22 protein-coding genes are annotated in these 23,503 nt (G+C 64.1%); 7 read left to right on the forward strand and 15 right to left on the reverse strand.

The window, feature by feature from the left end:
* The first annotated feature begins 50 nt into the window (after positions 1-50).
* Positions 51-611, forward strand: a complete 561-nt coding sequence (locus AC56LU_RS05660; RefSeq protein WP_497174629.1) for a YcxB family protein — start codon at positions 51-53, stop codon at positions 609-611.
* A gap of 143 nt (positions 612-754) precedes the next feature.
* Here AC56LU_RS05660 and AC56LU_RS05665 read toward each other — a convergent pair whose 3' ends face one another.
* The 10 genes from AC56LU_RS05665 to miaB all read right to left on the reverse strand — a co-directional run bounded on the left by AC56LU_RS05665 (position 755) and on the right by miaB (position 11,871).
* On the reverse strand, positions 755-1,654 hold the full coding sequence (locus AC56LU_RS05665) for a M48 family metallopeptidase (protein ID WP_497174630.1): 900 nt from the start codon (positions 1,652-1,654) through the stop codon (positions 755-757).
* A 44-nt stretch (positions 1,655-1,698) separates the two neighbouring features.
* Entirely contained in the window at positions 1,699-2,439 is a 741-nt protein-coding gene (locus AC56LU_RS05670) for a lysophospholipid acyltransferase family protein (RefSeq protein ID WP_497174631.1), read from the reverse strand.
* 40 nt (positions 2,440-2,479) lie between these two features.
* A complete protein-coding gene (gmhB, locus tag AC56LU_RS05675; RefSeq protein WP_497174632.1) occupies positions 2,480-3,034 on the reverse strand; it encodes a D-glycero-beta-D-manno-heptose 1,7-bisphosphate 7-phosphatase in 555 nt (184 codons plus the stop codon).
* Positions 3,035-3,043: 9 nt separating this feature from the next.
* On the reverse strand, positions 3,044-5,140 hold the full coding sequence (glyS, locus tag AC56LU_RS05680; RefSeq protein ID WP_497174633.1) for a glycine--tRNA ligase subunit beta: 2,097 nt from the start codon (positions 5,138-5,140) through the stop codon (positions 3,044-3,046).
* A gap of 16 nt (positions 5,141-5,156) precedes the next feature.
* A complete protein-coding gene (gene glyQ / locus AC56LU_RS05685; protein WP_497174634.1) occupies positions 5,157-6,086 on the reverse strand; it encodes a glycine--tRNA ligase subunit alpha in 930 nt (309 codons plus the stop codon).
* A gap of 301 nt (positions 6,087-6,387) precedes the next feature.
* Positions 6,388-7,950 carry an apolipoprotein N-acyltransferase gene (lnt, locus tag AC56LU_RS05690; RefSeq protein ID WP_497174635.1) on the reverse strand — a complete coding sequence of 521 codons (1,563 nt, stop codon included), beginning with the start codon at positions 7,948-7,950 and terminating at the stop codon, positions 6,388-6,390.
* Positions 7,950-8,828: a CorC family transporter gene (locus tag AC56LU_RS05695; RefSeq protein WP_497174636.1), complete on the reverse strand. Its 879-nt coding sequence runs from the start codon at positions 8,826-8,828 to the stop codon at positions 7,950-7,952. The genes lnt and AC56LU_RS05695 overlap by 1 nt, the downstream gene beginning before the upstream one ends.
* Positions 8,829-8,961: 133 nt before the next feature.
* Positions 8,962-9,429, reverse strand: a complete 468-nt coding sequence (gene ybeY / locus AC56LU_RS05700) for an rRNA maturation RNase YbeY (protein ID WP_497174637.1) — start codon at positions 9,427-9,429, stop codon at positions 8,962-8,964.
* Positions 9,410-10,501, reverse strand: a complete 1,092-nt coding sequence (locus AC56LU_RS05705) for a PhoH family protein (protein ID WP_497174638.1) — start codon at positions 10,499-10,501, stop codon at positions 9,410-9,412. Before AC56LU_RS05705 ends, ybeY begins: the two co-directional genes overlap by 20 nt.
* Positions 10,498-11,871, reverse strand: a complete 1,374-nt coding sequence (gene miaB, locus AC56LU_RS05710) for a tRNA (N6-isopentenyl adenosine(37)-C2)-methylthiotransferase MiaB (protein WP_497174639.1) — start codon at positions 11,869-11,871, stop codon at positions 10,498-10,500. Before miaB ends, AC56LU_RS05705 begins: the two co-directional genes overlap by 4 nt.
* A gap of 629 nt (positions 11,872-12,500) precedes the next feature.
* On the opposite strand from miaB, the gene AC56LU_RS05715 reads away from it, so the two are divergent.
* The gene (locus AC56LU_RS05715) at positions 12,501-12,899 is read left to right on the forward strand and encodes a hypothetical protein (protein WP_497174640.1); all 399 of its coding nucleotides are present in this window, start codon (positions 12,501-12,503) and stop codon (positions 12,897-12,899) included.
* A 105-nt stretch (positions 12,900-13,004) separates the two neighbouring features.
* Here AC56LU_RS05715 and AC56LU_RS05720 read toward each other — a convergent pair whose 3' ends face one another.
* Positions 13,005-13,853 carry an HDOD domain-containing protein gene (locus AC56LU_RS05720; RefSeq protein ID WP_497174641.1) on the reverse strand — a complete coding sequence of 283 codons (849 nt, stop codon included), beginning with the start codon at positions 13,851-13,853 and terminating at the stop codon, positions 13,005-13,007.
* The gene (locus AC56LU_RS05725; RefSeq protein ID WP_497174642.1) at positions 13,850-14,179 is read right to left on the reverse strand and encodes a hypothetical protein; all 330 of its coding nucleotides are present in this window, start codon (positions 14,177-14,179) and stop codon (positions 13,850-13,852) included. Before AC56LU_RS05725 ends, AC56LU_RS05720 begins: the two co-directional genes overlap by 4 nt.
* A 133-nt stretch (positions 14,180-14,312) precedes the next feature.
* Between AC56LU_RS05725 and gstA the strand changes: the two genes are divergently transcribed.
* Both gstA and AC56LU_RS05735 read left to right on the forward strand, forming a co-directional pair.
* The gene (gene gstA / locus AC56LU_RS05730) at positions 14,313-14,918 is read left to right on the forward strand and encodes a glutathione transferase GstA (RefSeq protein ID WP_497174643.1); all 606 of its coding nucleotides are present in this window, start codon (positions 14,313-14,315) and stop codon (positions 14,916-14,918) included.
* A 57-nt stretch (positions 14,919-14,975) separates the two neighbouring features.
* A complete protein-coding gene (locus AC56LU_RS05735; RefSeq protein WP_497174644.1) occupies positions 14,976-15,521 on the forward strand; it encodes a DUF1697 domain-containing protein in 546 nt (181 codons plus the stop codon).
* 50 nt (positions 15,522-15,571) lie between these two features.
* On the opposite strand, the gene AC56LU_RS05740 is transcribed toward AC56LU_RS05735, so the two are convergent.
* Positions 15,572-15,841, reverse strand: coding sequence for a hypothetical protein (locus AC56LU_RS05740; RefSeq protein WP_497174645.1), 270 nt, complete (start codon positions 15,839-15,841; stop codon positions 15,572-15,574).
* A gap of 641 nt (positions 15,842-16,482) precedes the next feature.
* On the opposite strand from AC56LU_RS05740, the gene AC56LU_RS05745 reads away from it, so the two are divergent.
* Complete coding sequence (locus AC56LU_RS05745; RefSeq protein WP_497174646.1) at positions 16,483-18,453, forward strand: AAA family ATPase; 1,971 nt, start codon at positions 16,483-16,485, stop codon at positions 18,451-18,453.
* A 155-nt stretch (positions 18,454-18,608) separates the two neighbouring features.
* Here AC56LU_RS05745 and AC56LU_RS05750 read toward each other — a convergent pair whose 3' ends face one another.
* Both AC56LU_RS05750 and AC56LU_RS05755 read right to left on the reverse strand, forming a co-directional pair.
* The gene (locus AC56LU_RS05750) at positions 18,609-20,309 is read right to left on the reverse strand and encodes a cation:proton antiporter domain-containing protein (RefSeq protein WP_497174647.1); all 1,701 of its coding nucleotides are present in this window, start codon (positions 20,307-20,309) and stop codon (positions 18,609-18,611) included.
* Between the two features lie 111 nt (positions 20,310-20,420).
* The gene (locus tag AC56LU_RS05755; RefSeq protein ID WP_497174648.1) at positions 20,421-21,068 is read right to left on the reverse strand and encodes a TetR/AcrR family transcriptional regulator; all 648 of its coding nucleotides are present in this window, start codon (positions 21,066-21,068) and stop codon (positions 20,421-20,423) included.
* A 94-nt stretch (positions 21,069-21,162) separates the two neighbouring features.
* Between AC56LU_RS05755 and AC56LU_RS05760 the strand changes: the two genes are divergently transcribed.
* Together AC56LU_RS05760 and AC56LU_RS05765 are read left to right on the forward strand one after the other, a co-directional pair.
* Positions 21,163-22,344: a lipid-transfer protein gene (locus tag AC56LU_RS05760; RefSeq protein ID WP_497174649.1), complete on the forward strand. Its 1,182-nt coding sequence runs from the start codon at positions 21,163-21,165 to the stop codon at positions 22,342-22,344.
* A gap of 7 nt (positions 22,345-22,351) precedes the next feature.
* Complete coding sequence (locus AC56LU_RS05765; RefSeq protein ID WP_497174650.1) at positions 22,352-23,494, forward strand: acyl-CoA dehydrogenase family protein; 1,143 nt, start codon at positions 22,352-22,354, stop codon at positions 23,492-23,494.
* Positions 23,495-23,503 lie beyond the last annotated feature (9 nt).

Here is a 23,503-nt window from a genome sequence, read left to right on the forward strand (position 1 = left end):
GTTTTGCTACCATTCCGGTTCGAGCTCGGATCATAACCAGGGGATGCGCAATGTTGTCGTTTAATCACCCGAGACCGGCCAGCAGCAACAAGCCCGTCGCCATGCTGGTGCAACAGCAGGCCGACGACAAGCTGCTGCACGTGCCGCTGACGGGTGCTGTCGATGATGGCCCGGTGGACATCCCGGTGCCATTGGCTGCGCCGCCCGTTCCCGTATCCGAACTGCATTTCTTCGTGCGCTACACGCTGGGTGAATACATCAGCTTCATGTGGCAGCACGGCGGTTTCCTGATCCGCCGGCGGCGCATCCGTTTTCCGGCCAGCCTCTACCTGCGCCTGAAAAGCACCCTCGGTGCGGCCTTCCATTTCGTCATGGCCGGCCGCGGACGGCGCACCTACGAATTCACCATCGACCAGCACGGCATCGTGCGCACCAGCGGGGGCGTGACCCTGATCGGGTGGGAAGACGTGATCGGCGTGCGCACCTATTCGTGCGGGTTCATGATGGTGCTCAAGCGCGGCACCTTGCCGATTCCGTATCGGGCGCTGTCGGAGGTGCAGCTGGGGGCGATGAAGGAACTGGCGGCCGCGCGCCGCGACGCGCTGTTGTAGCTGTTGTAGGGTGGGCGGGGTAGTTTCTGCCAATGGCAGGAATTACGAACGCCCACGCGTTCAACCAGCGGGTGCACAATCGCTTAGCGTCAATTCATACCGAATCTGAACGCGTGGGCAGGGAACCTGCCCACCCTACAAAATCAATCGGCAAATAGTACGGGCATCTCATGCGAGCGCTTCTTCAGCGCCAGCCGCGCCCCGTCGTAATCCGGATACACTTCGCCCACCGTCGCCCAGAATGCCGGACTGTGGTTCATTTCGCGCAGGTGCGCCAGTTCGTGCACCACGACGTAATCGACCAGCGATGGCGGATAGTGGATCAGGCGCCAGTTCAGCCGGATATTTCCTTCGATCGTGCACGAACCCCAGCGCGTGCCCGCCGACGACAGCGCAAAGGCCTTGTAGCTGACGCCCAGCTGCGGCGCGAACCACTGCAGGCGCTCGCCGAACAGGCGCTTGGCCTCGGCCTGGAACCACAGCTTGACGCGTTCCTTCAGCTGCCATTCGGACAATCCCGGCACGACCCCGATCCACAGCTCGCGGCTGGCGGCGTCGTACTGGCAGTGGCTGCGCGCCGCTTCTTCCAGGCGCAGCGTGATCTCGCTGCCCAGGTAGGGCAGGCGGGCGCCATCCTTCCATTCGACCGGGGGACGGTCCTGGCGCTGGGCGCGGCGCTCGCCGCGTTCGAGCAGCTTGGTGAGGATCCAGCGCTGCTTGGCGCGGATCGCATTGTCGATGTCAAGCTGGGAGCAGCGGCGCGGCGCGGTGACGCGCAGGCCGTCGTCGTCGATCATGAAGCCGATCGAGCGGCGTGTCGAGCGGCGCAGGGCGTAATCGACGGTGTGGGGCCCGAGGACGATGCGCAGGAGCGGCGGATCGTCCATGCCCACGGGCGGGGAAGGAAGCAGGTGGCGCGGCGCCGGCGGCGGCGTCTTGAACAGCGGCTGCGAGGGCGCCGCCGCTTTATCCGAAGGCTTCAGCGCCGCGAAGAATTCTTGTGCAAACAGTTCCAGCTGGTTTTCGTCGATCCTGGAGGTCATGAGTTGCTGCGGCCTTGAATTCCTGAGCTGTGCGCTGACGTCGCTCAGCCACCTCTGTAGACGTGGGGCGAGATAACGCGCATTTCGGATTCTATCCAATTTTCGACCTCTTGCATCATGCTGTCGGGGGTGTGATTGTCCGGCGAAATCGGTTTGCCGATCGAGACAGTGATCAGGCCGGGGCGCTTGATGAACGAATTCTTCGGCCAGCACTCACCTGAATTATGCGCGATCGGCACGACCACGGTTTGGGTTTCGACAGCCAGTCGGGTACCGCCGCTCTTGTACCTGCCTTTCTGGCCGACCGGGATGCGGGTCCCTTCGGGGAACATGATGATCCACTGGCCATCCGCGAGCCGGCGGCGGCCGTGCCTGACCACCTGGGCGAACGCGTTCTTGCCCTGCGAGCGGTCGATCGGGATCATGCGCAGCAGCGCCATGCCCCAGCCGAAGAAGGGGATGTAGAGGATCTCCTTCTTGAAGACGTAGACCAGCGGCCGCGTGAGGTTCGGCAGAAGGAAAATGGTCTCCCACGCCGACTGGTGCTTCGACAGGATGATCGCCGGCGCGTCCGGCAGGTTCTCGTAGCCCTTGAATTCGTAGCGGATGCCGCAGATGACTTTCGCGCACCAGATGATGAAGACGTTCCAGCGCGAGGTCACCCAGAAGCGCTTGTTGTAGGGCAGCGGCGCCGCCAGGAAGCATACGCAGGCCCACACGACGGTGGCCACGATCATGACGATCTTGAAGAGCAGGGAACGCAGGAACAGACTGAAGTTACGCAAAGGGGCTCCGGACAAAGGGCTGGTTCTGGATCTGTTTTTTTTAATCTGGCCGCTGTGTCGCGGCCTTGAGGAAGGCGTTCACCATCGACGCGAGGTCGGGGAACACCTGGGTGCCCGGCGGCAGGCCGCCGGTCTGCTGGGTCTTTTCGCCCTTGCCGGTCAGGACCAGGTAGGGCACGCAGCCCATCTTGAATCCGGCCTGCAGGTCGCGCAGCGAGTCGCCGACGGTCGGCACGCCCTTGAGGCTCAGCTTGAAGCGCTTGCTGATCTCTTCGAACATGCCGGCCTTGGGCTTGCGGCAGTCGCAGTTGTCGACCGCCGCGTGCGGGCAGAAGAAGATGGCGTCGATGTCGGCGCCGACCAGCTGGGCGCTGGCGTGCAGTTTCTGGTGGATCGCGTTCAGGGTCGTGATGTCGAACAGTTCGCGCGCAATGCCCGACTGGTTCGATGCGATCACGACCCGGTAACCCGCCTGGTTCAGGCGGGCGATCGCTTCCAGCGAGCCGGGTATGGGAATCCACTCCGCCGGGCTCTTGATGAAGTCCGGCGAATCGTGGTTGATGACCCCATCCCGGTCGAGGATGATGAGTTTCATGGAAAAACCTTAAGCAGCAAGCTTCGAGATATCCGCCACGCGGTTCATCATGCGGTGCAGTTGCGACAACAGCGCCAGGCGGTTGTTGCGCAGGGCGACATCGTCGGCCATCACCATCACGTCGTTGAAGAAGGCGTCGACTTCATCCTTCATCAGCGCCAGCGTCCTGAGGGCGCCGGTGAAATCGCTTTGCCCGAAGGCGCTGGCGACGTCGCCTTCCAGCGTGGTCATCTTCGCGGCCAGCGCGCTTTCCGCCGGCTCGACCAGCAGCGCCTGCGTGACCGACGCGTCCTGCGGCATCGCTTCCTCGTTCTTCTTGAGGATGTTGGTGATGCGCTTGTTGGCGGCGGCCAGCGAGCTCGACTCCGGCAGGGCGGCGAAGGCCTGCACCGCTTCCAGGCGCTGGATGACGTCGTCGACGCGGTCCGGGTTCTGGGCCAGCACGGCTTCCACCTCGTTCGGCGAGAAGCCGCGCTCGCGCAGCATGCCGCGCAGGCGGTCCAGCATGAAGGCCGTCACCTCCGCACGCGGATCCTTGAATGCGGCCTGGCCTTCAAAGACGGCTGCGGCATCGCCCAGCAGCTCCGACAGCGCGAGCGGCAGGCGCTTTTCGACCAGCATGCGCATCACGCCCAGCGCGTGGCGGCGCAACGCGAACGGGTCTTTCTCGCCGGTCGGCTGCAGGCCGATGGCCCAGATGCCGACCAGGGTTTCCAGCTTGTCGGCCAGCGCGACCGCGAGACCGGTGTTGGTCGAGGGAAGAAGGTCGCCCGCGAAGCGCGGCTGGTAGTGCTCGGAGGCGGCCTTGGCCACTTCCTCGTGCTCGCCGTCGTGGCGCGCGTAATACGTGCCCATGATGCCCTGCAGCTCGGGGAATTCGCCCACCATGTCGGTCAGCAGGTCGGCCTTGGCCAGGCGCGCGCCGCGCTCGGCCAACGCCTCGTCGAAGCCGAGGCGCTTGGCGATGCTGGTGGCCAGCTTCGTCACGCGCTCGGTACGCTCGGCCTGGGTGCCCAGCTTGTTGTGGTAGACCACGTTCGAGAGCTGCGGCAGGCGCGACTCCAGCGTCTTTTTCTTGTCCTGCTCGAAGAAGAACTTGGCGTCCGACAGGCGCGGGCGCACCACGCGCTCGTTGCCGCCGACGATGGCCGTCGGGTCGCTCGTTGCGATATTCGACACGATCAGGAAGCGCGAGCGCAGCTTGCCCGTGCTGTCGGTCAGCGCGAAGTATTTCTGGTTGGTCTGCATCGTCAGGATCAGGCATTCCTGCGGCACCGCGAGGAATTCGTCCTCGAAACGGCATTCGTACACCACCGGCCATTCGACCAGCGCGGCCACCTCGTCAAGCAGCGCTTCCGGCATCAGGACCTGGTCGCCGGCAGCTTTTTCCAGCAGTTGAGCGCGGATGCTTTCCTTGCGCGCCTCGGCGCTCGACAGGACTTTGCCTTCGCTTTCCAGCACGCTTGCGTACTGGTCGGCGTGCGGAACGGTGATCTCGCCGCCGTGCGACAGGAAGCGATGGCCCATGGTCTGGCGGCCGGCCTCGAGGCCCAGCAGGGTGAGCGGCAGCACCTGGTCGCCGTGCAGGGCGACCAGGAGGTGCACCGGGCGCACGAACTGCACCGTGTCGCCGCTTGGCCGCTGGTAGCTCATGACCTTCGGGATCGGCAGCTTGGCGACGGTCTCCTGCAGGACGTCCTGCAGGGCGCCGGCGAGCGCGCTGCCGCTCGCGGTGTAGGTGTAGAAGAAGGATTCGGCCTTGCCGTCCTGGGCGCGTTCGAGATCGGACACTTTCAGGTCGGGGAAGCCCAGCGCGGCCAGCTTCTTGGCCAGCGGCGCGGATGGGTTGCCGTCCTTGTCCAGCGCGACGGAGACCGGCAGGATCTTTTCGCGGATCGATTTATCGGGCGAGGTGCCGCGCACATTGGTGATCGTGACGGCCAGGCGGCGCGGGGTGGCGTGCGGCGTGACGGTACTGTCCGCCTCAAGGAAGTCGCGTGCCTTCAGGCCGTTGGCGATGCCGTTGGCAAAGGCGGCGCCGAGCTTGACGAGCGCTTTCGGCGGCAGTTCTTCGGTCTGGATTTCGACGAGGAGAGTCTGGTTCATATTCTGTTCTTATCTATCAGGCTGCGTTCTTGACGTCAGGCCGGGCCTGGGTGGCCCCCAGCATCGGGAAGCCGAGCTTCTCGCGCGAGTCGTAGTAAGCCTGCGCCACCAGGCGCGACAGCGTGCGCACGCGGCCGATGTAGGCGGCGCGCTCGGTCACGGAAATGGCGCCGCGCGCATCCAGCATGTTGAAGCTGTGCGAAGCCTTCATGATCTGCTCGTAGGCCGGCAGCGTCAGCTGCAGCTCGACCAGGCGCTTGGCCTCGGCCTCGTGGTTGGCGAAGGCCTGGAACAGCAGTTCGGTGTTGGCGTGCTCGAAGTTGTAGGTCGACTGTTCGACCTCGTTCTGGTGGAACACGTCGCCGTAGCTGAGCGTCTTCCTTATGCCGTTTTCTTCCCACTCGGTCCACACCAGGTCGTACACGTTCTCGACGCCCTGCAGGTACATGGCCAGGCGCTCGATGCCGTAGGTGATCTCGCCCAGCACCGGCTTGCAATCGAGGCCGCCGACCTGCTGGAAGTAGGTGAACTGGGTGACTTCCATGCCGTTCAGCCAGACTTCCCAGCCCAGGCCCCAGGCGCCCAGGGTCGGGCTTTCCCAGTCGTCCTCCACGAAACGCACGTCGTTCTTCTTCAGGTCCAGGCCCAGCGCCTCGAGCGAACCGAGGTAGAGGTCGAGGATGTTTTCCGGTGCGGGCTTGAGCACCACCTGGTACTGGTAGTAGTGCTGCAGGCGGTTCGGGTTCTCGCCGTAGCGGCCGTCCTTCGGGCGGCGCGACGGCTGCACGTAGGCTGCGCGCCACGGCTCCGGGCCGATCGCACGCAGGAAGGTACCGGTGTGGAAGGTGCCCGCGCCGACTTCCATGTCGTACGGCTGCAGCAGTGCGCAACCCTGCTTGTCCCAGTAGGTCTGCAGGGTAAGGATGATTTGTTGGAATGTGAGCATGTGATGGGGTGCGGCGCGCAGTGGGGCGCGGTCACGGTAATTTGCCAAATGACCAATTCTACTAAGTTTTACCGAAACTCTGGGGGGCGATTCAACTCAGCAGTAAGAATTGACCGGATTTTGTAGGGTGGGCAGGTTCCCTGCCCACGCGTTCAACTCAAGGATGCATTGTGGTCACTCATGCAATGGCTGAACAACTCAAGGATGCATTGTGGTCACTCATGCAATGGCTGAACAACTCAAGGATGCATTGTGGTCACTCATGCACTGGCTGAACGCGTGGGCGGGAGACCCGCCCACCCTACGAATTGCTCTGCCGGTAGTGCCTGCCGGCGAACCATGCGCCCAGCAGCATCAGCCCACCCAGCAGCAGGAACGCCAGGTTGCCAACGCGGACGTAGGGCGTCAGCCCCTCGGTACCGCGCACCGTGGCCGTCAGCACGCCGCGTTCGTAGAAGGGCAGGCGCTGCACCACATTGCCGCGGCCGTCGATGATGGCGGTGGCGCCGTTGTTGGTCGAGCGCAGCATCGGACGGCCGGTCTCGATCGAGCGCATCTGCGAGATCTGCAGGTGCTGCGGGATCGCCACCGATTCGCCGTACCAGGCCAGGTTCGACACGTTCAGCAGCAGCGTCGCCGGCTTCGCGGCCTTGCGCAGCTGGGCCGCGATCTCTTCGCCGAAGGCGTCCTCGTAGCAGATATTCGGCAGCACCAGCTGGTCCTTGACCGGGAAGGCCGCCTGCAGCGCCGGGCCGCGGGTCTGGTCGCCCAGCGGAATGTGCATCAGGTCGGTGAACCAGCGGAAGCCGGGCGGGATGAATTCGCCGAAGGGGACCAGGTGATGCTTGTCGTAGCGGTAGGGCTGGGAGCCCGGGCCGAAGGCGATGACGCTGTTGCCGTAGCGCGTCGGGCTGTCCATCATCGGAATGCCGAGCATCAGGTGGCTGCGCGTCTGCACGGCGTAGGACCGCAGGGCGGCCAGGTAGCCGTCGGGCAGCTGCTGCGGCGCGACCGGAATCGCGGTCTCGGGCGTGGCGATCAGGTCGGCGGGCGCGGCCGTGATCATGCCCTGGTAGCGCCCGATGATCTCGTGTAAATAGGCGGCGTCGAATTTCTGGTCCTGCTTCACATCGCCCTGCAGCAGGCGCACCGTGAGCGGCTGGCCGACTTCCCGGGTCCAGTCGACGAACTTCAGGGTGAAGCCGCCCATCATGACGGCGGCGAACAGCGACAGCGCCGGCCAGCGCGCGCGCTGGGTCAGCATCACCAGGCAGCCGGCGCAGACGGCGGCCAGCACGCCCAGGCCATACACGCCGACAAGGGGAGCAAACCCGGCAAGAGGAGACACGTTGTGGGCATAGCCGGAGGCCGCCCACGGAAAGCCGGTAAAGACCCAGCCGCGCATCCATTCCGACACCCCCCATACCGCGGGCAGCACCAGCAGCACGAAGGCGCTTACCGGCAGCGACCACTTGCGGCGCAGCCAGCTGGCGAGGCCGCCGGCAAAGGCGCCGAACAGGCCCATGTACAGGCCGAGCAGGGCGATGGCGATGGCGCCGAGGATGGCGGGCAGGCCGCCGAAGCGGGTGACGGCGATGTACAGCCAGTGCATGCCGGCCACCGACCAGCCGAAGCCGAACGCCCAGCCGAGCCAGGCGCCGCGGCGCGGCGAGGTCGCCATGCCGACCTGGTAGAAGAACCAGGCCAGGCTGACGAACTGCACCGGCCACCAGCCGAACGGCTGGAAGGACAGCAGGCTGCTTGAACCGGCGAGCGCCATCAGCACCAGCGCCTTCGGGGAAGGCCTGGCGCCGCGCAGGCTCGGATCGGGAGAGGTGGTCGGCTGGGTACGGCGGCGCAGCATCAGTCGTGGTCGTCTTCAGCGAATGGCAGCTTCTCGACCAGCAGCACGTGGATCTGGCGCGCGTCGGCGCGCAGCACTTCGAAGCGCAGGTTCTCGAGGTCGAACACCTCGCCCTTGTGCGGCATGCGCCCCAGGTGGCTGGCGACCAGGCCGCCGATGGTGTCGGCCTCATCGTCCGGCAGGTCGGCGCCGACCTCTTCGTTGAACTGGTCGATCTCGGTCAGCGCCTTGACGCGCCAGCGCGGGCCGAGCTGGCCTTCCTTGATCGACAGGACGTTGTCTTCGTCCTCGTCGACGTCGTACTCGTCGTCGATGTCGCCGACGATCTGCTCGAGCACGTCTTCGATGGTGATCAGGCCGGCCACGCCGCTGTATTCATCGACGACGATGGCCATGTGGTTGTGGTTGGCGCGGAAGTCGCGCAGCAGCACGTTCAGGCGTTTCGACTCCGGGATGAAGATCGCCGGGCGCAGCATCTTGCGCACGTCGAAGGAATCCTCGGCGTAGTAGCGCAGCAGATCCTTGGCCAGCAGGATGCCGGCCACCTTGTCGCGCTCGCCTTCGATGGCGGGGAAGCGCGAATGCTGGGTAGCGAGCACGACCGGCAGCCACTGCTCGATCGGGTCGGTAATGTCGATCACGTCCATTTGCGAACGCGGAACCATGATGTCGCGCACGGACAGGTCGGACACCTGGAACACGCCCTCGATCATCGAGAGTGCATCGGCGTCGATCAGCTTGCGTTCGTGGGCTTCGTGCAGGACTTCGAGGAGTTCTGCGCGGTTTTCAGGCTCGGGGGAGATCAGTGCGGTCAGCCGTTCGAACAGCGACCGGTGGGGTTTGGCGTCCGATCGGACGTCAGTGGGATACTCGGGCATAGTTGGCGTGAAGCCGTTGTTGCGATGGGTATAGGATACACCAAAAGGGCGGTTGGCCCACAATGCGCGCCGTTGGCGGCATGTTGACGTATGGAAACTGCGGGAGCGGTTTTACACCTTCCCGCCCAGGCAGTCAGTCGGAATATGGGTCGGGGTAACCCAGCACTTCCATGATGTCGCGCTCGAACTGCTCCATCTCGTCGGCTTCCTCGTCATGCTCGTGGTCGTAGCCCTGGGCGTGCAGCACGCCGTGCACCACCAGGTGGGCCGCATGTTCCTCGACCGTCTTGCCCTGTTCCTGCGCTTCGCGCTGCAGGACGTCGGTGCACAGGATGATGTCGGCCTGGGTCGGGTCGTCCTCGCCCAGTTCCTCGCCCTCGTTGTAGGCGAAGGTGAGCACGTTGGTGGCGTAGTCCTTGCCGCGGTACTGGCGGTTCAGGGCCAGTCCTTCGTCCGCGTCGACGAAGCGGATCGCCAGTTCGGCCGGGCCGAGCAGGGCCGCCTCGACCCAGCGCTGCAGCATCGCTGCGGTGATCTCCTGCTCGAGGCGGGTATCGGCGTACTGGACGTCGAGGTCGAGCTTATATTTTTTTTCTTGCATTTTTCGTAGGTATCGGTTTGGGGAGGGAGGCCACTTCCTCGATCGAGGCGTTGTTTTCGTAGGCGTCGACAATGCGCGCCACCACCGGGTGGCGCACCACATCCTCGCTCGCGAAATGGGTGAAGGCGATGCCGCGTACGTTCTTCAGCACGTGGATGGCGTCCACCAGGCCGGAACGCTGCGACTTGTGCAGGTCGACCTGGGTCACGTCGCCGGTGATCACGGCCTTGCTGCCGAAGCCGATGCGGGTCAGGAACATCTTCATCTGCTCGACCGTCGTGTTCTGGGCTTCGTCCAGGATCACGAAGGCGTGGTTCAGCGTGCGCCCGCGCATGTAGGCCAGCGGCGCGATCTCGATCACCTGCTTCTCGAACAGCTTCTGGGTACGGTCGAAGCCGAGCAGGTCGTACAGCGCGTCGTACAGCGGGCGCAGGTAGGGGTCGACTTTCTGGCTCAGGTCGCCCGGCAGGAAGCCGAGGCGCTCGCCTGCCTCCACTGCGGGGCGGGTCAGGATGATGCGCTTGACCGCGTCGCGCTCCAGCGCGTCCACCGCGCAGGCGACGGCGAGATAGGTCTTGCCGGTGCCGGCCGGGCCGACGCCGAAGCTGATGTCGTGCTCGAGCACGGAGTTGAGGTACTGGATCTGGTGCGGAGTGCGGCCGCGCAGGTCGCTGCGGCGGGTCTTGAGGGTGGGGCTGACCAGGTCAGACGGCGGCTGGCTGGCAGCGTCCTCGCTGCCGTCCTTGTCCTCCTTCGCCGCCTGCTCTTGCGCGCCAGGCTCGCCCGGGATACGCGGCTTCAGGCCGGAACGCTGTTCCACCAGGGCCAGCTGCACTTCTTCGATCGGCACCACCTTGTTGGCGACCGCGTAGAAGCGCTCCAGCAGTTCCACCGCGCGCTCGGCATTGCTGCCGCTGACGATGAATTTCTCGCCGCGCCGGAACACGGTGACGTCAAGCGCGGCCGAGATCTGGCGCAGGTTTTCGTCGAGCGGGCCGCACAGGTGGGCAAGCCGCGTGTTGTCGAGCGGCTCGGGGATGAAGTACGAAGGCTGGGTAGGGGTGTTTTTCAACTGGCTTTGGCAATCGTTTCAAGGTTGGCGACGAGTTCGCCGCGAAGGAAGTAGTCGTGGCTGGCGGTGATGCGCACATCGGCCAGCTGGCCCACCAAAGAATGTTCCAGATGCGATCCTGTCACATCGGGCGCGAAGATGACCACGCGGTTGTTTTCCGTGCGGCCGGCAAGCTGTCCCGGTTCTTTCTTGGCAGGGCCTTCGACCAGCACGCGCTGGACGCTGCCGACCATGGCCGCACTATATTTGCGGGTATTGGCGTCGATCAGGGCCTGCAGGCGCTGCAGGCGCGCCAGCTTGACCTCGTGCGGCGTATCGTCCTCGAGGTTGGCGGCCGGGGTGCCCGGGCGCTTGCTGAAGATGAAGCTGAAGCTGTTGTCGAAGCCGACGTCCTCGGCCAGTTTCATCATGGCGTCGAAATCGGCATCGGTTTCGCCGGGGAAGCCGACGATGAAGTCGGACGAGAAGGCCATGCCTGGCCGCACCGCGCGGATGCGGCGGATGATCGACTTGTATTCGAGGGCGGTGTAGCCGCGCTTCATGGCGCCGAGGATGCGGTCGGAACCGTGCTGCACCGGCAGGTAGATGTGGTTCACCAGCTGCGGGATCTTCGCATAGGCGTCGATCAGGCGCTGGGTGAACTCCTTCGGGTGGCTGGTGACGTAGCGCAGGCGTGCGATGCCGGGGATGTCGGCAATATATTCCAGCAGCAGGGCAAAATCAGCTATCTCGCCGTTTGCCATTGCGCCGCGGAAAGCATTCACGTTCTGACCCAGCAGCATGATTTCCTTCACGCCCTGGGCGGCCAGGCCGGCGCATTCGGTCAGCACATCCTCGAACGGCCGCGAGACTTCCTCGCCGCGGGTATAGGGCACCACGCAGTAGCTGCAATACTTGCTGCAGCCTTCCATGATCGACACATAGGCCACCGCGCCCTCCACCTTGGCGGGCGGCAGATGATCGAATTTTTCGATTTCCGGGAAGCTGATGTCGACCTGGGCCGCGCCGCTGCTGCGCCGTTCGCGGATCAACTGCGGCAGGCGGTGCAGGGTCTGTGGGCCGAACACGACATCGACGTGCGGCGCGCGCCTGACGATGGCCTGCCCTTCTTGCGAGGCCACGCAGCCGCCCACGCCGATGACCAGTTCCGGCTTGGCGCGCTTGAGCGCCTTGAAGCGGCCCAGGTCGGAAAACACCTTCTCTTGCGCTTTTTCGCGCACCGAGCAGGTGTTGAGCAGGATGACGTCGGCGTCTTCGGGCGAATCGGTGCGAACCAGTCCATCGGAGGCGCCGAGGACATCCGCCATCTTGTCCGAATCGTATTCGTTCATTTGGCAGCCGAAGGTCTTGATGAATACTTTTTTCTGCATGGGGTGCTGGGTGAGAAGAGCTGATGCCGTGGCAATACAAGTAGCCAGTTTACCGTAAATCGCCGGCTGGCCCAGCATACGACGAAGGACGAACGCGTGCCCGGTCCCGATGGAATTTTCATGCCATCTGGAACGATACGTTTCTTAACTTAAGGTCGTTGCAAACATGCTCAGATTGTTAAATGTGGTATGACTAAGAAGTGGGGCCGGGCGATTAAAAAATGTCATGAAAGATTCGACTCTTTCTTCTTGTAAATCAATGGCTTTGGTCTAACTTCTAACTAGGAAAATTTATTAAAGAAATCTCTTGCGTGCGCCACAAATAATCCCCATGTGCTGAAATGACTGAGTGACAAGCTTTCCGCACGATAGCTTGATTTCTGACAATGAGTCACATGCGCCGCTCGGATGTACTGTGCACGTAAGGGCCTGATAATTTGTTTGAAAGACAAGTGCGCATGCGGAGAGGGTACGCGGGGGTAGGCAATCCGGTACGTTGCTTAAGGAAATCTTCAGGCTCGACCTGTTTAATTTCCGAACGGTAGTCCGGGAACTTATGTTGACGAAATGTAGTCTTTAACAAAAGTTCGTAAGGGAACTATTTTAACCAAACTGAAGAGGTAAACATCATGGCACAACAACATCATGCTCTGTCTTCGCAGGAAAGCTACAACCCGAATCACCTGCTGGACATCCTGCTGGGTAAAATGCAGCTGAAGAACGACGCCGCCCTGTCGCGCATGCTCGAAGTTGCGCCGCCGGTGATCAGCAAGATCCGCCACCACCGCCTGCCGGTCGGCGCTTCACTGCTGATCCGCATGCACGAGGTGACGGGGATGAGCATCCGCGACCTGCGCGACCTGATGGGCGATCGCCGCACCAAATACCGCCTGTCGGACGCTCAGGGCCGCCCGAAGCCAGAAGAGAAGGCAGCCCAGGCAGCCGCCGCAGCCGCAGCGGCCCAGCAGCAGCAGCCGCAGCAGCAAGGTAACGAAGCAAATCCGTCGACCGGCAATTATGCTCACTGATGCCGTCGGCATGACGGCCGCGCCTGTCATGCCTTCGGCGCCAGCGGGCTGCGGCACCGCGCCGTAAAGCGCTGTGCCGCGTCGGTCGGCTGGTTTTTCCCTTCGTCAGGCCATCAGGATGGCCGACATTTCCTCGTACTGCAGCTCGGTTTCATGGAAGACCTGCAGCCACGCTTCTTCCGTCAGCCCCAGCGCCGTCCACGCCACCGCGGACACGCGCGGCACCAACTCGTCCGGATTGCCGGCCAGATCCAGCGCATGCACGACCGCGCTCGCCACGTGCACGATCGTCGCCAGGAAGCCTGCGCCGGTCGCCTCGGGCGTGTGGTGGTAGGCGATTGCCTGGCGCAAGGTGTCGGAAAAATGCCAGTGTCCGGCCAGCGCCACGCCGGCGTCGACGTGGTCCACGCCCAGCAGGGCACGTTCGGCCTCGATCAGTTCACCATCGTTCTTGTCGCGCAGCGACAGCACTGCCTGGTAGCGTTCCGGGAAGCGCGCCACCAGCACCAGCCGGCCAATATCGTGCAGCAGGCCGGCGGTGAAGGCATAGTCCATATTGAAGCGTACCCGGCGGGCCAGCGCACGTGCGCAGGCCGCGCTCGCAATCGAGTGGCGCCAGAATCCCTTGTCGTTGAAGCCGGGGCAGCGGCCGGCCGGGAAGCAGCCGGTCAGCGCGGCCGTCGTGATCAGGTTGCGCGTGGCCTCGAAGCCGAGGAAGGTCATGGCCTGCTGGATGGTGGTGGCCTTGACCTGCAGGCCGAAGGCCGAGGAATTGGCCAGGCGCAGGGTCTTGGCGGTCAGCGCCGGGTCATTCGACACTTTCCTGGCCAGCACGCCGATGTCGATGTCTTCCTGGTCGATGCTGCCGAGCAGCTCCATCACCACGGCCGGCAGCGAGGGCAGGTCGTCGACGCCGCCCAGGATGTCGGCGCTGTCGATCGGGAACGCGTTCATGGCGCCACCTCGGGCCGCAGGCGGTAATCTTCGACGTAGCGGCGCAGCAGGCCGGTGGCCCAATCGGCATGGTCGTCGCGCTCGTTGCGGCGGAACAGGTGGTCGAGGCGCGCCTGGAGCGCGGCCGGCTCGGGCTGCGCCAAGGGGAGGGCGCGGCGGATCGGTGCCGCGCCGATGCCATGCCGCGACAGCGACACGATCGTCGCCTCGCTCAGCACCGCGCCTTCGGCCAGCAGCACCTGGCCGTGCGCATCGAGCAGCGCATCGGCGAGCACCATGCCCGGATACAGGTGCGCCAGCGGCAGCAGTTCATAGCGATCGTTCATTGTTCCTCCGCGCTTTCTTTCCATTCAGTACTGGGCGATCTTACACCCGCGGATGCGTGGCGTCCGGCCTGATGCGGGAAATGTTGTACGCTTGCAATCCTGCGACCCGGTCGCTCCATCACAAAGGAAAAGCATGAAACTGTACGTCAGCCCTGGCGCCTGTTCGCTGGCCCCGCACATCGCCCTGATCGCCGCCGGCCTGCCATTCTCGGTCGAACGCGTGAGCCTCAAGACCAAAGCCATCGCCGGCGGCGGCGATTTCCGCGAGATCAACGACAAGGGCTCGGTCCCGGCCCTGCAGCTGGACGATGGCAAGGTGCTGACCGAAGCCGCGGTGTTGTTGCAGTACATCGCCGACCAGGCGCCGGGCGCCACCCTGGCACCGCCCCTCGGCAGCTTCGAGCGCTACCAGCTCATGGAGTCGCTGAACTACATCGCCACCGAGCTCCACAAGCGCTTTACGCCGCTTTTCACCCCGGGCTGCACCGAAGAAGGCCGTAGCGCTGCCTGGGCCGCCCTGGCGCGTCCGCTCGGCTACCTGGCCGGCAAGCTGGAAGGCGGCAGCTTCCTGGACGGCAGGCAGTTCAGCATCGCCGACGCCTACCTGTTTACGGTGCTGAACTGGGCCCAGTTCGCCAGGTTCAGCCTGGACGACTGGCCGGCATTGCAGGCCTACCAGGCCCGCGTCGGCGCCATCCCGGCCGTGCAGGAGGCGATGCGCGCCGAGGGGCTTGCCTGAGCGGACGATGCGCGAGCGCTGCGCCACGCCCAAACGCGCTCGGTTAGGATCGCGCCCATGAGCAGCCAGCGCTACATCGCATTCCTACGGGGGATTAACGTCGGACGCGCCAAGCGGATCGCCATGGCCGACCTGCGCGTGCTGGTCGAGGGCCTCGGCTATACCGGCGTGCGCAGTGTGCTCAACAGCGGCAACCTCGTGTTCCGGGCGCCCAACGCCACGGCGCAGGAGGCTGCCGGGGCGATCGAGGAAGCGCTGGTGCTCAAGCTCGGCGTGGCGGCGCGCGTGTTCGTGCTGGACCGCGACGAGCTGACGGCAGTCGTCGACGGCAACCCGCTGCTGGACGTGGCGACCGACCATGCACGCCTGATCGTGTTCCTGCTGGGTGCGGCGGTACAGCGCGACAAGCTGGCCGCCCTCGACAGCCAGGAGTGGGGCTGCGAACGGCTCGTGCTGGGCGAGCGCGCGGCCTATGTATGGTGTCCGGAAGGGATGTTGGAGAGCGCTGCGGCTACTTCTCTTGGGAAACTACTCGGGGATGGGGGCACGTCGCGCAACTGGAATACGCTGCTGAAGCTGCACGCCCTGTGCGCTGACGCTTGAACGCCTTTGTCCGGTGACCAGAACAAAGGCGCCCGCTAACGCCGCCGTGGCTACTTGAACTTCTCGCTGCTGTCGCGCCCCGCCTTGTAGCCGATCAGGATCAAGCCCAGCAACATCATCGCGAACACTTCCGGTTCCGGCAACTCCGACATGTTCGCCGGCGGCGCCACGATGTCCTGGCGCTGGGTGACCGACAAATTACGTACCGGTTGCTGTACGCGTGCCACGGCATTGTTGGTAGTGGCGAGATCGATGATGGCAGCTTGCGCAGGACTGCCGAGGCAGATCGCCAGTGCTGCTGCCAGTGCATATCTTTTCATGGCCGTTCCTCGTGGTGTTGCTCGTGCATTACTCGTGCATTACTCGTGCATGGTTGGTACTGCGGCTTGCGTCCGGCTCAGGCGGCCCGATATGGAAACGGTCGCGCCACGACACCAGATGGAATCAGGATATCAAAAGCGAGTAAATGGCCGCGCTCAATTGAACTGCTGAGTTGTACAAAGAAGTCATCAGTTTGTCAGCAGATCGACACATGTTGCGATCAATCAAACAATCTTCTAGAATTGCTGGTTAACGCGCGGCAGTCCTGACATTATGGCAAGCTCTTAAGTGATTTGTAATGTCGTATAAGCAAATATGTTGGATATTTTTGAATATTCGATAATATTTGCTGATAATCTGCCAATCATTTTCCTTATTCATCTATTCACTATCGTTGCAATCGTCATTTTTTTCGACGCACGGTATACACCGAGGTTTTTTTTGAGGGTATAGTCTTCCTATCCCATTGCCTTCGGGCATCAAAACAATACCAAACGCACACGTTTGGATACGGCGTGTAACGCACGGCGTGCAACGCCATGAAGCGGCCGCCACGCGCCGCAAGCCGATCCCGCGAGAGACAACGCCGGTACGGCTCCCAGAAGTACGCTGTCCGACAACTTTGCTTAAAGATCAAACGATGCCGAATTTTTCCCAACTTCAGCTTGCTTTCAAAAACGCATTCAAGAGCATTTACGTCCGCATCGCCCTGGCGGCGCTGCTTGGCGTGATTGCGGCCGTCGCAATCTGGAAGTCGACCGTGCCGCAGGATCCGAATCCTGTCGTGCAATCGCAGAATATTGCCGAAATCACCGAGCTGGCCACGCAAAAAGCCCGCCTGGAATACCTCCTGATCGCCAAGCCGCTGTCGGAGTCGCCGCGCTACGTCTACAAGTTCAAGGACACGGCCGCGATCCACGTGGTCAAGGTGCCGAGCACCTCGCACCTGTCGCTCGAGCGTGAAGTGCTGCTCAAGAACGCCATCCCGTACTCGATCGCCAAGGACGACTACCTGGCCAGCCACAAGGCCGTGATGGACGATGGCGCCACCGCCCTCGAGACCGCCGGCACCTTCCTGAAGAACCATGGCCTGACCATCGGCGTGCTGCTGCTGGTGCTGTACCTGCTGAAGTTCGGCGTGCCGGGCATGGGCATGAGCAGCTCGGTCATCACCCCGGACAAGCTCAAGGGCAGCATGGACGACCTGATCGGCATGGACGACATCAAGCAGGAAGTCCTGCACCTGGAAGACATGATCCGCAACCGCGACGAATACCAGTCGCACAACATCGACAAGCCGTTCAACGTGATGCTGACCGGTCCTGCCGGCACCGGCAAGACCAAGCTGGTCGGCTACCTGGCCAAGCGCCTGAACATGCCGCTGATCTCGGCCTCGGGCTCGGCGCTGGAATCGGGTTACGTCGGCGGCGGCTCGAAGGCGCTGAACGCGCTGTACCGCAAGGCCTGCGCCAAGGGCAAGTGCATCATCTTCCTCGATGAGGCGCAGAGCCTGTTCATGCCGCGCGGCCGCAGCGAAAAGAAGTGGGAAGACGACACCGCCAACACCCTGCTGGGCCTGCTGGACGGCGTCAAGAGCGACAAGGGCCAGGGCGTGATCTGGGTAGTCGCCTCGAACTTCGACGATGCCAGTACCGACATGGACGAAGCGATGCTGCGCCGCTTCTCCGTCAAGATCAACTTCCGCCTGCCGAACAAGCTCGAGCGCAAGGAACTGCTGCGCAGCTTCCTGTCGCGCAAGAAAGAAGGCCTGGTGGACTGGAGCGATACCAACCTGGACCAGGTTGCGGAAATCACCCAGAACCTGAGCCCGGCCCTGCTGGAAACCGTGGTCGAGCGCGCGTCGATGCTGTCGATCCAGGAAAAGACGATCATCAACACCAACCTGCTGTTCCGTGCCTACGAACGCGCCACCATCGGCCTGACCGACCGCGCGACCACGGCCGAGAAGACCAAGCAGCGCGAGCGCATCGCCCTGCACGAACTGGGTCACTTCTTCATGCAGATCGACCCTTGGCTGCGCGCCGGCATGAACCTGGCCGAAGTGAAGGAAAAGTCGCACCTGCTGAAGATCAGCACCGAAGCGGTCTCGAAGATCGGCGCGCTGGGCTACGTGCTGCAGTCGGGCGAAGACATGTCGCTGCGCACGCTCGAGGAACTGGAGCGCGACGTGATCGGCCTGTACGGCGGCGTGGCGGCGGAAGAACTGTTCTACGGCCCGCGCGGCATCTCGGTGGGCAGCCAGAACGACATCGAGAAGATCACGAAAATGCTGAACCTGATGGTCGGCCGCCTGTCGATGTATTCGCGCTCGAAGCTCGACTACAGCCAGCTGCAGAAAGACATGGGCGGCGAGCACACGCTGCGCCTGGTGGAAGAAAAGGCCGATGAGCTGTACAGCTACACCCTGAACGCGATCCGCGACTACAAGCTGGTGATCGAATCGCTCAAGGACACGCTGATGGAAGAATATGTGCTGTCCAAGGACGCCGTGTTCGCGCTGCTGGAAGAGCGCAGCGAGCTGATCCACTCGCAACTGCACGGCCGCCACGCCAACCTCAAGCTGTGCGTGGAAGAGGTGGTTGCCGCTTAAGCTTGAACGATTTTCCTTGCTGTTCTTCCGACCCGCCGCGCGCAAGCCGGCGGGTTTTTTTATCGGGTTTCGTAGGGTGGGCGGCTTTGCCGCCCGCGCGTTCAACTACCCGATGAATCATGACGGCGCATCCATTCATACAGGATTTGAACGCGCTACTGGTGCGCGGCTTCCCGCGCTTCGAGCGTCTCCATCACATGCCGCGTCATGCTCGCCGCCAGCTCCTGCTCGCCGACGAACACCTTGCCGCCGGTCTCGTCGCGCAGCAGTGCCGCCTCGCTCTCGTTATGCGAGCGCACCACCACCCGGATCGACGGATTGAGCATGCGCGCGATTTCCACCATCCGGCGCACGTGGAAGGTGTCGGGCGTGGCGATCACCAGCAGGGCCGCATGCGTGATGTGGGCCTGGATCAGCACCGCCGGCTCGGACGCGTTGCCCACCACCGCCGGGATGCCGCGTGCGCGCAACTGCTCGACGATCTCGCGGTTCTGTTCCGCCACCACGAAGTGCACGCCGCGCGCCACCAGGTCGTCGGCGATGCGGCGGCCGACGCGCCCGAAGCCCACCAGCACCACCTGGCCGCTGAGCTTTTCGTGCGCCGTTTCCATCGGCAGTTCGGCCAGCGGGTCGGCCGGACGTTCCAGCTTGCGCGCCAGGTCGGGCTTGGAGCGCAGCCATTTTTCGAGCGGCGCGGCGATGCTGAACATCAGCGGGTTGACCGCGATCGAGATGATGGCGCCGGCCAGGATCAGGTTCTGGCCGAGCACCGGCAGCAATTCCAGCTGCATGCCCAGCGCCGCCAGGATGAAGGAGAATTCGCCGATCTGGGCCAGGGAGGCCGACACCGTGACCGCCGTGTTGATCGGGTAGCGCAGCGCCAGCACCAGTACGAACGCAGCCAGCGACTTGCCGAACAGGATGATCGCCACGGTGGCCAGCACCTGCAGCGGGTATTCGACCAGTACCATCGGGTCGAACAGCATGCCGACCGATACAAAAAACAGCACCGAGAATGCGTCGCGCAGCGGCAGCGACTCTTCGGCCGCGCGGTGGCTCAGTTCGGACTCGCGCAGCACCATGCCGGCGAAGAAGGCGCCCAGCGCGAACGACACCCCGAACAGCGCCGACGAACCGTAGGCGATGCCGACCGCCGCGGCGATCACCGCCAGCGTGAAGAGCTCGCGCGAGCCGGTCTTGGCGACGCGCCACAGGAACCACGGGAAGATCTTGCGGCCGATGACCAGCATGAAGGCCACGAAGGCGCCGACCTGCAGCAGGGTCTTGCCCAGCGCCGGCCACAGCTCGGCGCCGGCGTCGCCCTTGCCGCCGAGCGGGCCGCTGAGCGCGGGCAGCATCACCAGCACCAGCACCATCACCAGGTCCTCGACCACCAGCCAGCCCACCGCGATGCGGCCGTTCATGGAATCGAGCACGCCGCGCGATTCCAGCGCCCGCAACAGCACCACGGTGCTGGCCACCGACAGCGCCAGGCCGAACACCAGACCCGCGCCCAGGCCCCAGCCCCACCAATGCGCCAGCCCGATGCCCATCACCGTCGCCACCCCGATCTGCAGCAGGGCGCCGGGCAGGGCGATCTTCTTCACGTCGAGCAGGTCGCGCAGCGAGAAGTGCAGGCCCACGCCGAACATCAGCAGCATCACCCCGATTTCCGCCAATTGGGAAGCCAGCTGCACGTCCGCGACGAAGCCCGGCGTGGCGGGGCCGATCAGGACGCCGGCGGCGAGGTAGCCGACCAGCGCGGGCAGTTTCAGGCGGATGGCGAGCATGCCGAACAGGAGGCCGAAGCCCAGTGCAGCTGCGATGGTGGTGATCAGGCTGAGTTCATGGTGCATCCGTGCGGCCTCCGTGACAGGTTGACAAGCCTGTCAGTATACGCGACCGAGTCTGCTCATCGGTATTTTTTTATCGGACTTTGCGGCAAGTTTTCGGTAAATAAGCGCAAATCACGGCACAGTCGCGAGCGATAGCAGCACTTTGTGCAGGGATGCGCGCACCGCCGCGTATTGCTCGGGACGCGCATGGCGGTCCAGGCGGAACAGCATCAGGCCCTGGATCTGGGCCACGGCCAGCACCGCGCGTTCCATGCACTGCGCGTCGTCGATGGCCGGATTCAATCCCTGGATCAGGCCATACACGGCCTTGCGCTCGCGGCCGATCATCCTGCCCATCAGGCTGGAGGCGAACGGATGGCGCGAGGCCAGCGCCCAGATCTCGAAGAAGATCGCGTGCATGACCGGATCGGTGATCTCGTCGAGGAACATGTCGACCGTGGTGAGAAAGCGTTCCACCTGAGGACGGCCGGCCATCGCCACCGCGATGCGGTCCATCTTGGCCTGGAACTCGTCCATCGTGGTGAGCAGCAGCGCTTCCAGCAGGCGTTCCTTGTTGCCGTAATAGTGCTGGAGATTCGACAGGCTCATGCCCGAGCTTGATGCCACGCGCCGCATCGACAGTCCGGCGTAGCCTTCGGAAGCCAGCAGGCGGCGCGCGACCTGCAGGATGTCGTGGGCGCGCCCGAAGCCTTTCTCGGTGGTGGTCGAAGCCTTGTCGCGCAGGGCGCGGTCGAGCGAACTATCAGAAATGATGGGCATTGCACGATTATCGCAGAGGCATACCTTAAATAGTACGCCTGACCTATAATCGACCAGAGTAGGTCGTGCGACCTAATAAAGAATCGGGGGCGGGATGAGGAAGGTCTATGTCAGTGGCATCGGGATGATCCCCTTCGCCAAGCCGGGGGCCAGCGCCCACTACCACGAGATGGGCGCCCAGGCGGCCCGCGCCGCGCTGGAGGATGCCCGTGTCGGCTACGAGCTGGTCGAGCAGGCCTACGCCGGCTACGTCTTTGGCGATTCCACCAGCGGCCAGAAGGCCCTGTACGCGGTCGGCATGAGCGGCATCCCGATCGTCAACGTCAACAATAACTGCTCGACCGGTTCGACCGCGCTGTTCCTCGGCCGCCAGGCCATCGCCAGCGGCGCCGCCGAGTGCGTGCTGGTGCTCGGCTTCGAGCAGATGAGCCCCGGCGCCCTCGGCTCGATCTTCACCGACCGCCCGACCCCGTTCGACGCCTTCGACGAAGTGACCGACCGCCTGGTCGGCAAGCCCGAGATCCCTCTGGCGCTGCGCTACTTCGGCGGCGCCGGCCTGGCCCACATGAAGAAGTACGGCACGCCGCTGGAGGCCTTTGCCCGCATCCGCGCCAAGGCCAGCCGCCACGCCGTGAACAATCCGCTGGCGCTGTTCCGCAAGGAAGTCACGGCGCAGGACGTGCTCGACGCGCCCGAGATCTGGCCGGGCGTGATGACGCGCCTGATGGCCTGCCCGCCCACCTGCGGCGCGGCGGCGGCGCTGCTGGTGTCGGGAGAATTCGCGCTGCGCCACGGCCTGCGCCACGATGTCCATATCGCCGCCCAGGCCATGACCACCGACCGTCCCGACACATTCGCGGCGGGCGACATGATGCGCCTGGTGGGCTACGACATGAGCCGCGCCGCTGCGCAACAAGTGTACGAGCAGTCCGGCCTCGGCCCACAAGACCTCGACGTGGTCGAACTGCACGACTGCTTCGCCCACAACGAACTGATCACCTACGAAGCCCTGGGCCTGTGCCCGGAAGGGGGCGCCGACAAATTCATCCGCGAGGGCGACAACACCTATGGCGGGAAAGTCGTCACCAACCCGTCCGGCGGTCTGCTCTCGAAAGGCCACCCGCTGGGCGCCACCGGCCTGGCCCAGTGCTACGAGCTGACCCACCAGCTGCGCGGCTCTGCCTCCGCGCGCCAGGTAGAGGGCGCGCGCGTGGCGCTGCAGCACAACCTGGGCCTGGGCGGCGCCTGCGTCGTCACCATGTACCGCAATGGCTGAGGGGCAGATGGAAGCCGCTTCGCCCTGGATGAACGAGGAACTGGGCGCCTTCCGCGACGCCGTGCGCCGCTTCGTGGCGGGCGAGATCACGCCGCACCAGGACCGGTGGCGCGCGCAGCAGCACGTCGACCGCGACCTGTGGCGCAAGGCCGGCGCCATGGGCCTGCTGCTGGCCGACATCCCGGAAGAATACGGCGGCGCCGGCGGCAGCTTCGCCCACATGGCGGTGGTGTTCGAAGAACTCTCCTACGGCGGCGACACCGCCTTCGGCATCCACGTCCACGCCATCGTCGCGCACTACCTGCTGAACCAGGGCACCGAGGAGCAGAAGCGCAAATACCTGCCGCGGCTGGCCACCGGCGAGACGATCGCGGCGATTGCCATGAGCGAACCGGGCGCCGGATCGGACCTCAAGGGCATCCGTACCACGGCCGTGCGCGGCCCGGATGGCTACCGCGTGAGCGGGTCGAAGACCTTCATCTCGAACGGCTACCTGGCCGACCTGATCCTGGTGGTGGCCAAGACCGACCCGGCTCTTGGGGCCAAGGGCGTGTCCCTGCTGCTGCTCGAAACGAAGGACAATCCGGGATTCCGCGTCGGCCGCATCCTGGACAAGGTGGGGCAGAAGGGCCAGGACACCTGCGAGCTGTTCTTCGACGAGGCGCATGTATCGCTGGAGAATGTGCTGGGCGGGGAGGAGGGCAGGGGCTTCGCCCAGCTCATGACCGAGCTGCCCTACGAGCGCACCATCCTCGGGGTGTGCGGCGTGGCCGCCATCGAACGCGCGCTGCAGCTCACGGTCGCGCATGTGCGCGAGCGCAAGGCCTTCGGCCAGGCGCTGATCGACATGCAGAACACCCGCTTCGTGCTGGCCGAGATCAAGACCGAGGCGACGGTCGCGCGCATCTTCATCGACCGCTGCATCGAGGACATGCTGCTGGATCGCATGGACACCGTGCGCGCCTCGATGGCCAAGTACTGGATCTCGGACCTGCAATGCAAGGTGGTCGACCAGTGCCTGCAGCTGTTCGGCGGCTACGGCTACATGCTGGAATACCCGATCGCGCAGATGTACGTGGACGCGCGCGTCCAGCGCATCTACGGCGGCGCCAACGAGATCATGAAAGAAATCATCGCCCGTTCGCTCTGAAGGAGTTGA

It is taken from the genome of Telluria sp. PB2R4 (assembly GCF_059685695.1).

Bases quoted from the DNA above. Each gene is read 5' to 3' on its own strand.
- AC56LU_RS05660 (WP_497174629.1), top strand. From the start codon at position 51: ATGTTGTCGTTTAATCACCCGAGACCGGCCAGCAGCAACAAGCCCGTC.
- AC56LU_RS05665 (WP_497174630.1), bottom strand. From the start codon at position 1,654: ATGACCTCCAGGATCGACGAAAACCAGCTGGAACTGTTTGCACAAGAA.
- gmhB (WP_497174632.1), bottom strand. From the start codon at position 3,034: ATGAAACTCATCATCCTCGACCGGGATGGGGTCATCAACCACGATTCG.
- glyS (WP_497174633.1), bottom strand. From the start codon at position 5,140: ATGAACCAGACTCTCCTCGTCGAAATCCAGACCGAAGAACTGCCGCCG.
- glyQ (WP_497174634.1), bottom strand. From the start codon at position 6,086: ATGCTCACATTCCAACAAATCATCCTTACCCTGCAGACCTACTGGGAC.
- lnt (WP_497174635.1), bottom strand. From the start codon at position 7,950: ATGCTGCGCCGCCGTACCCAGCCGACCACCTCTCCCGATCCGAGCCTG.
- AC56LU_RS05695 (WP_497174636.1), bottom strand. From the start codon at position 8,828: ATGCCCGAGTATCCCACTGACGTCCGATCGGACGCCAAACCCCACCGG.
- ybeY (WP_497174637.1), bottom strand. From the start codon at position 9,429: ATGCAAGAAAAAAAATATAAGCTCGACCTCGACGTCCAGTACGCCGAT.
- miaB (WP_497174639.1), bottom strand. From the start codon at position 11,871: ATGCAGAAAAAAGTATTCATCAAGACCTTCGGCTGCCAAATGAACGAA.
- AC56LU_RS05715 (WP_497174640.1), top strand. From the start codon at position 12,501: ATGGCACAACAACATCATGCTCTGTCTTCGCAGGAAAGCTACAACCCG.
- AC56LU_RS05720 (WP_497174641.1), bottom strand. From the start codon at position 13,853: ATGAACGCGTTCCCGATCGACAGCGCCGACATCCTGGGCGGCGTCGAC.
- AC56LU_RS05725 (WP_497174642.1), bottom strand. From the start codon at position 14,179: ATGAACGATCGCTATGAACTGCTGCCGCTGGCGCACCTGTATCCGGGC.
- gstA (WP_497174643.1), top strand. From the start codon at position 14,313: ATGAAACTGTACGTCAGCCCTGGCGCCTGTTCGCTGGCCCCGCACATC.
- AC56LU_RS05735 (WP_497174644.1), top strand. From the start codon at position 14,976: ATGAGCAGCCAGCGCTACATCGCATTCCTACGGGGGATTAACGTCGGA.
- AC56LU_RS05740 (WP_497174645.1), bottom strand. From the start codon at position 15,841: ATGAAAAGATATGCACTGGCAGCAGCACTGGCGATCTGCCTCGGCAGT.
- AC56LU_RS05745 (WP_497174646.1), top strand. From the start codon at position 16,483: ATGCCGAATTTTTCCCAACTTCAGCTTGCTTTCAAAAACGCATTCAAG.
- AC56LU_RS05750 (WP_497174647.1), bottom strand. From the start codon at position 20,309: ATGCACCATGAACTCAGCCTGATCACCACCATCGCAGCTGCACTGGGC.
- AC56LU_RS05755 (WP_497174648.1), bottom strand. From the start codon at position 21,068: ATGCCCATCATTTCTGATAGTTCGCTCGACCGCGCCCTGCGCGACAAG.
- AC56LU_RS05760 (WP_497174649.1), top strand. From the start codon at position 21,163: ATGAGGAAGGTCTATGTCAGTGGCATCGGGATGATCCCCTTCGCCAAG.
- AC56LU_RS05765 (WP_497174650.1), top strand. From the start codon at position 22,352: ATGGAAGCCGCTTCGCCCTGGATGAACGAGGAACTGGGCGCCTTCCGC.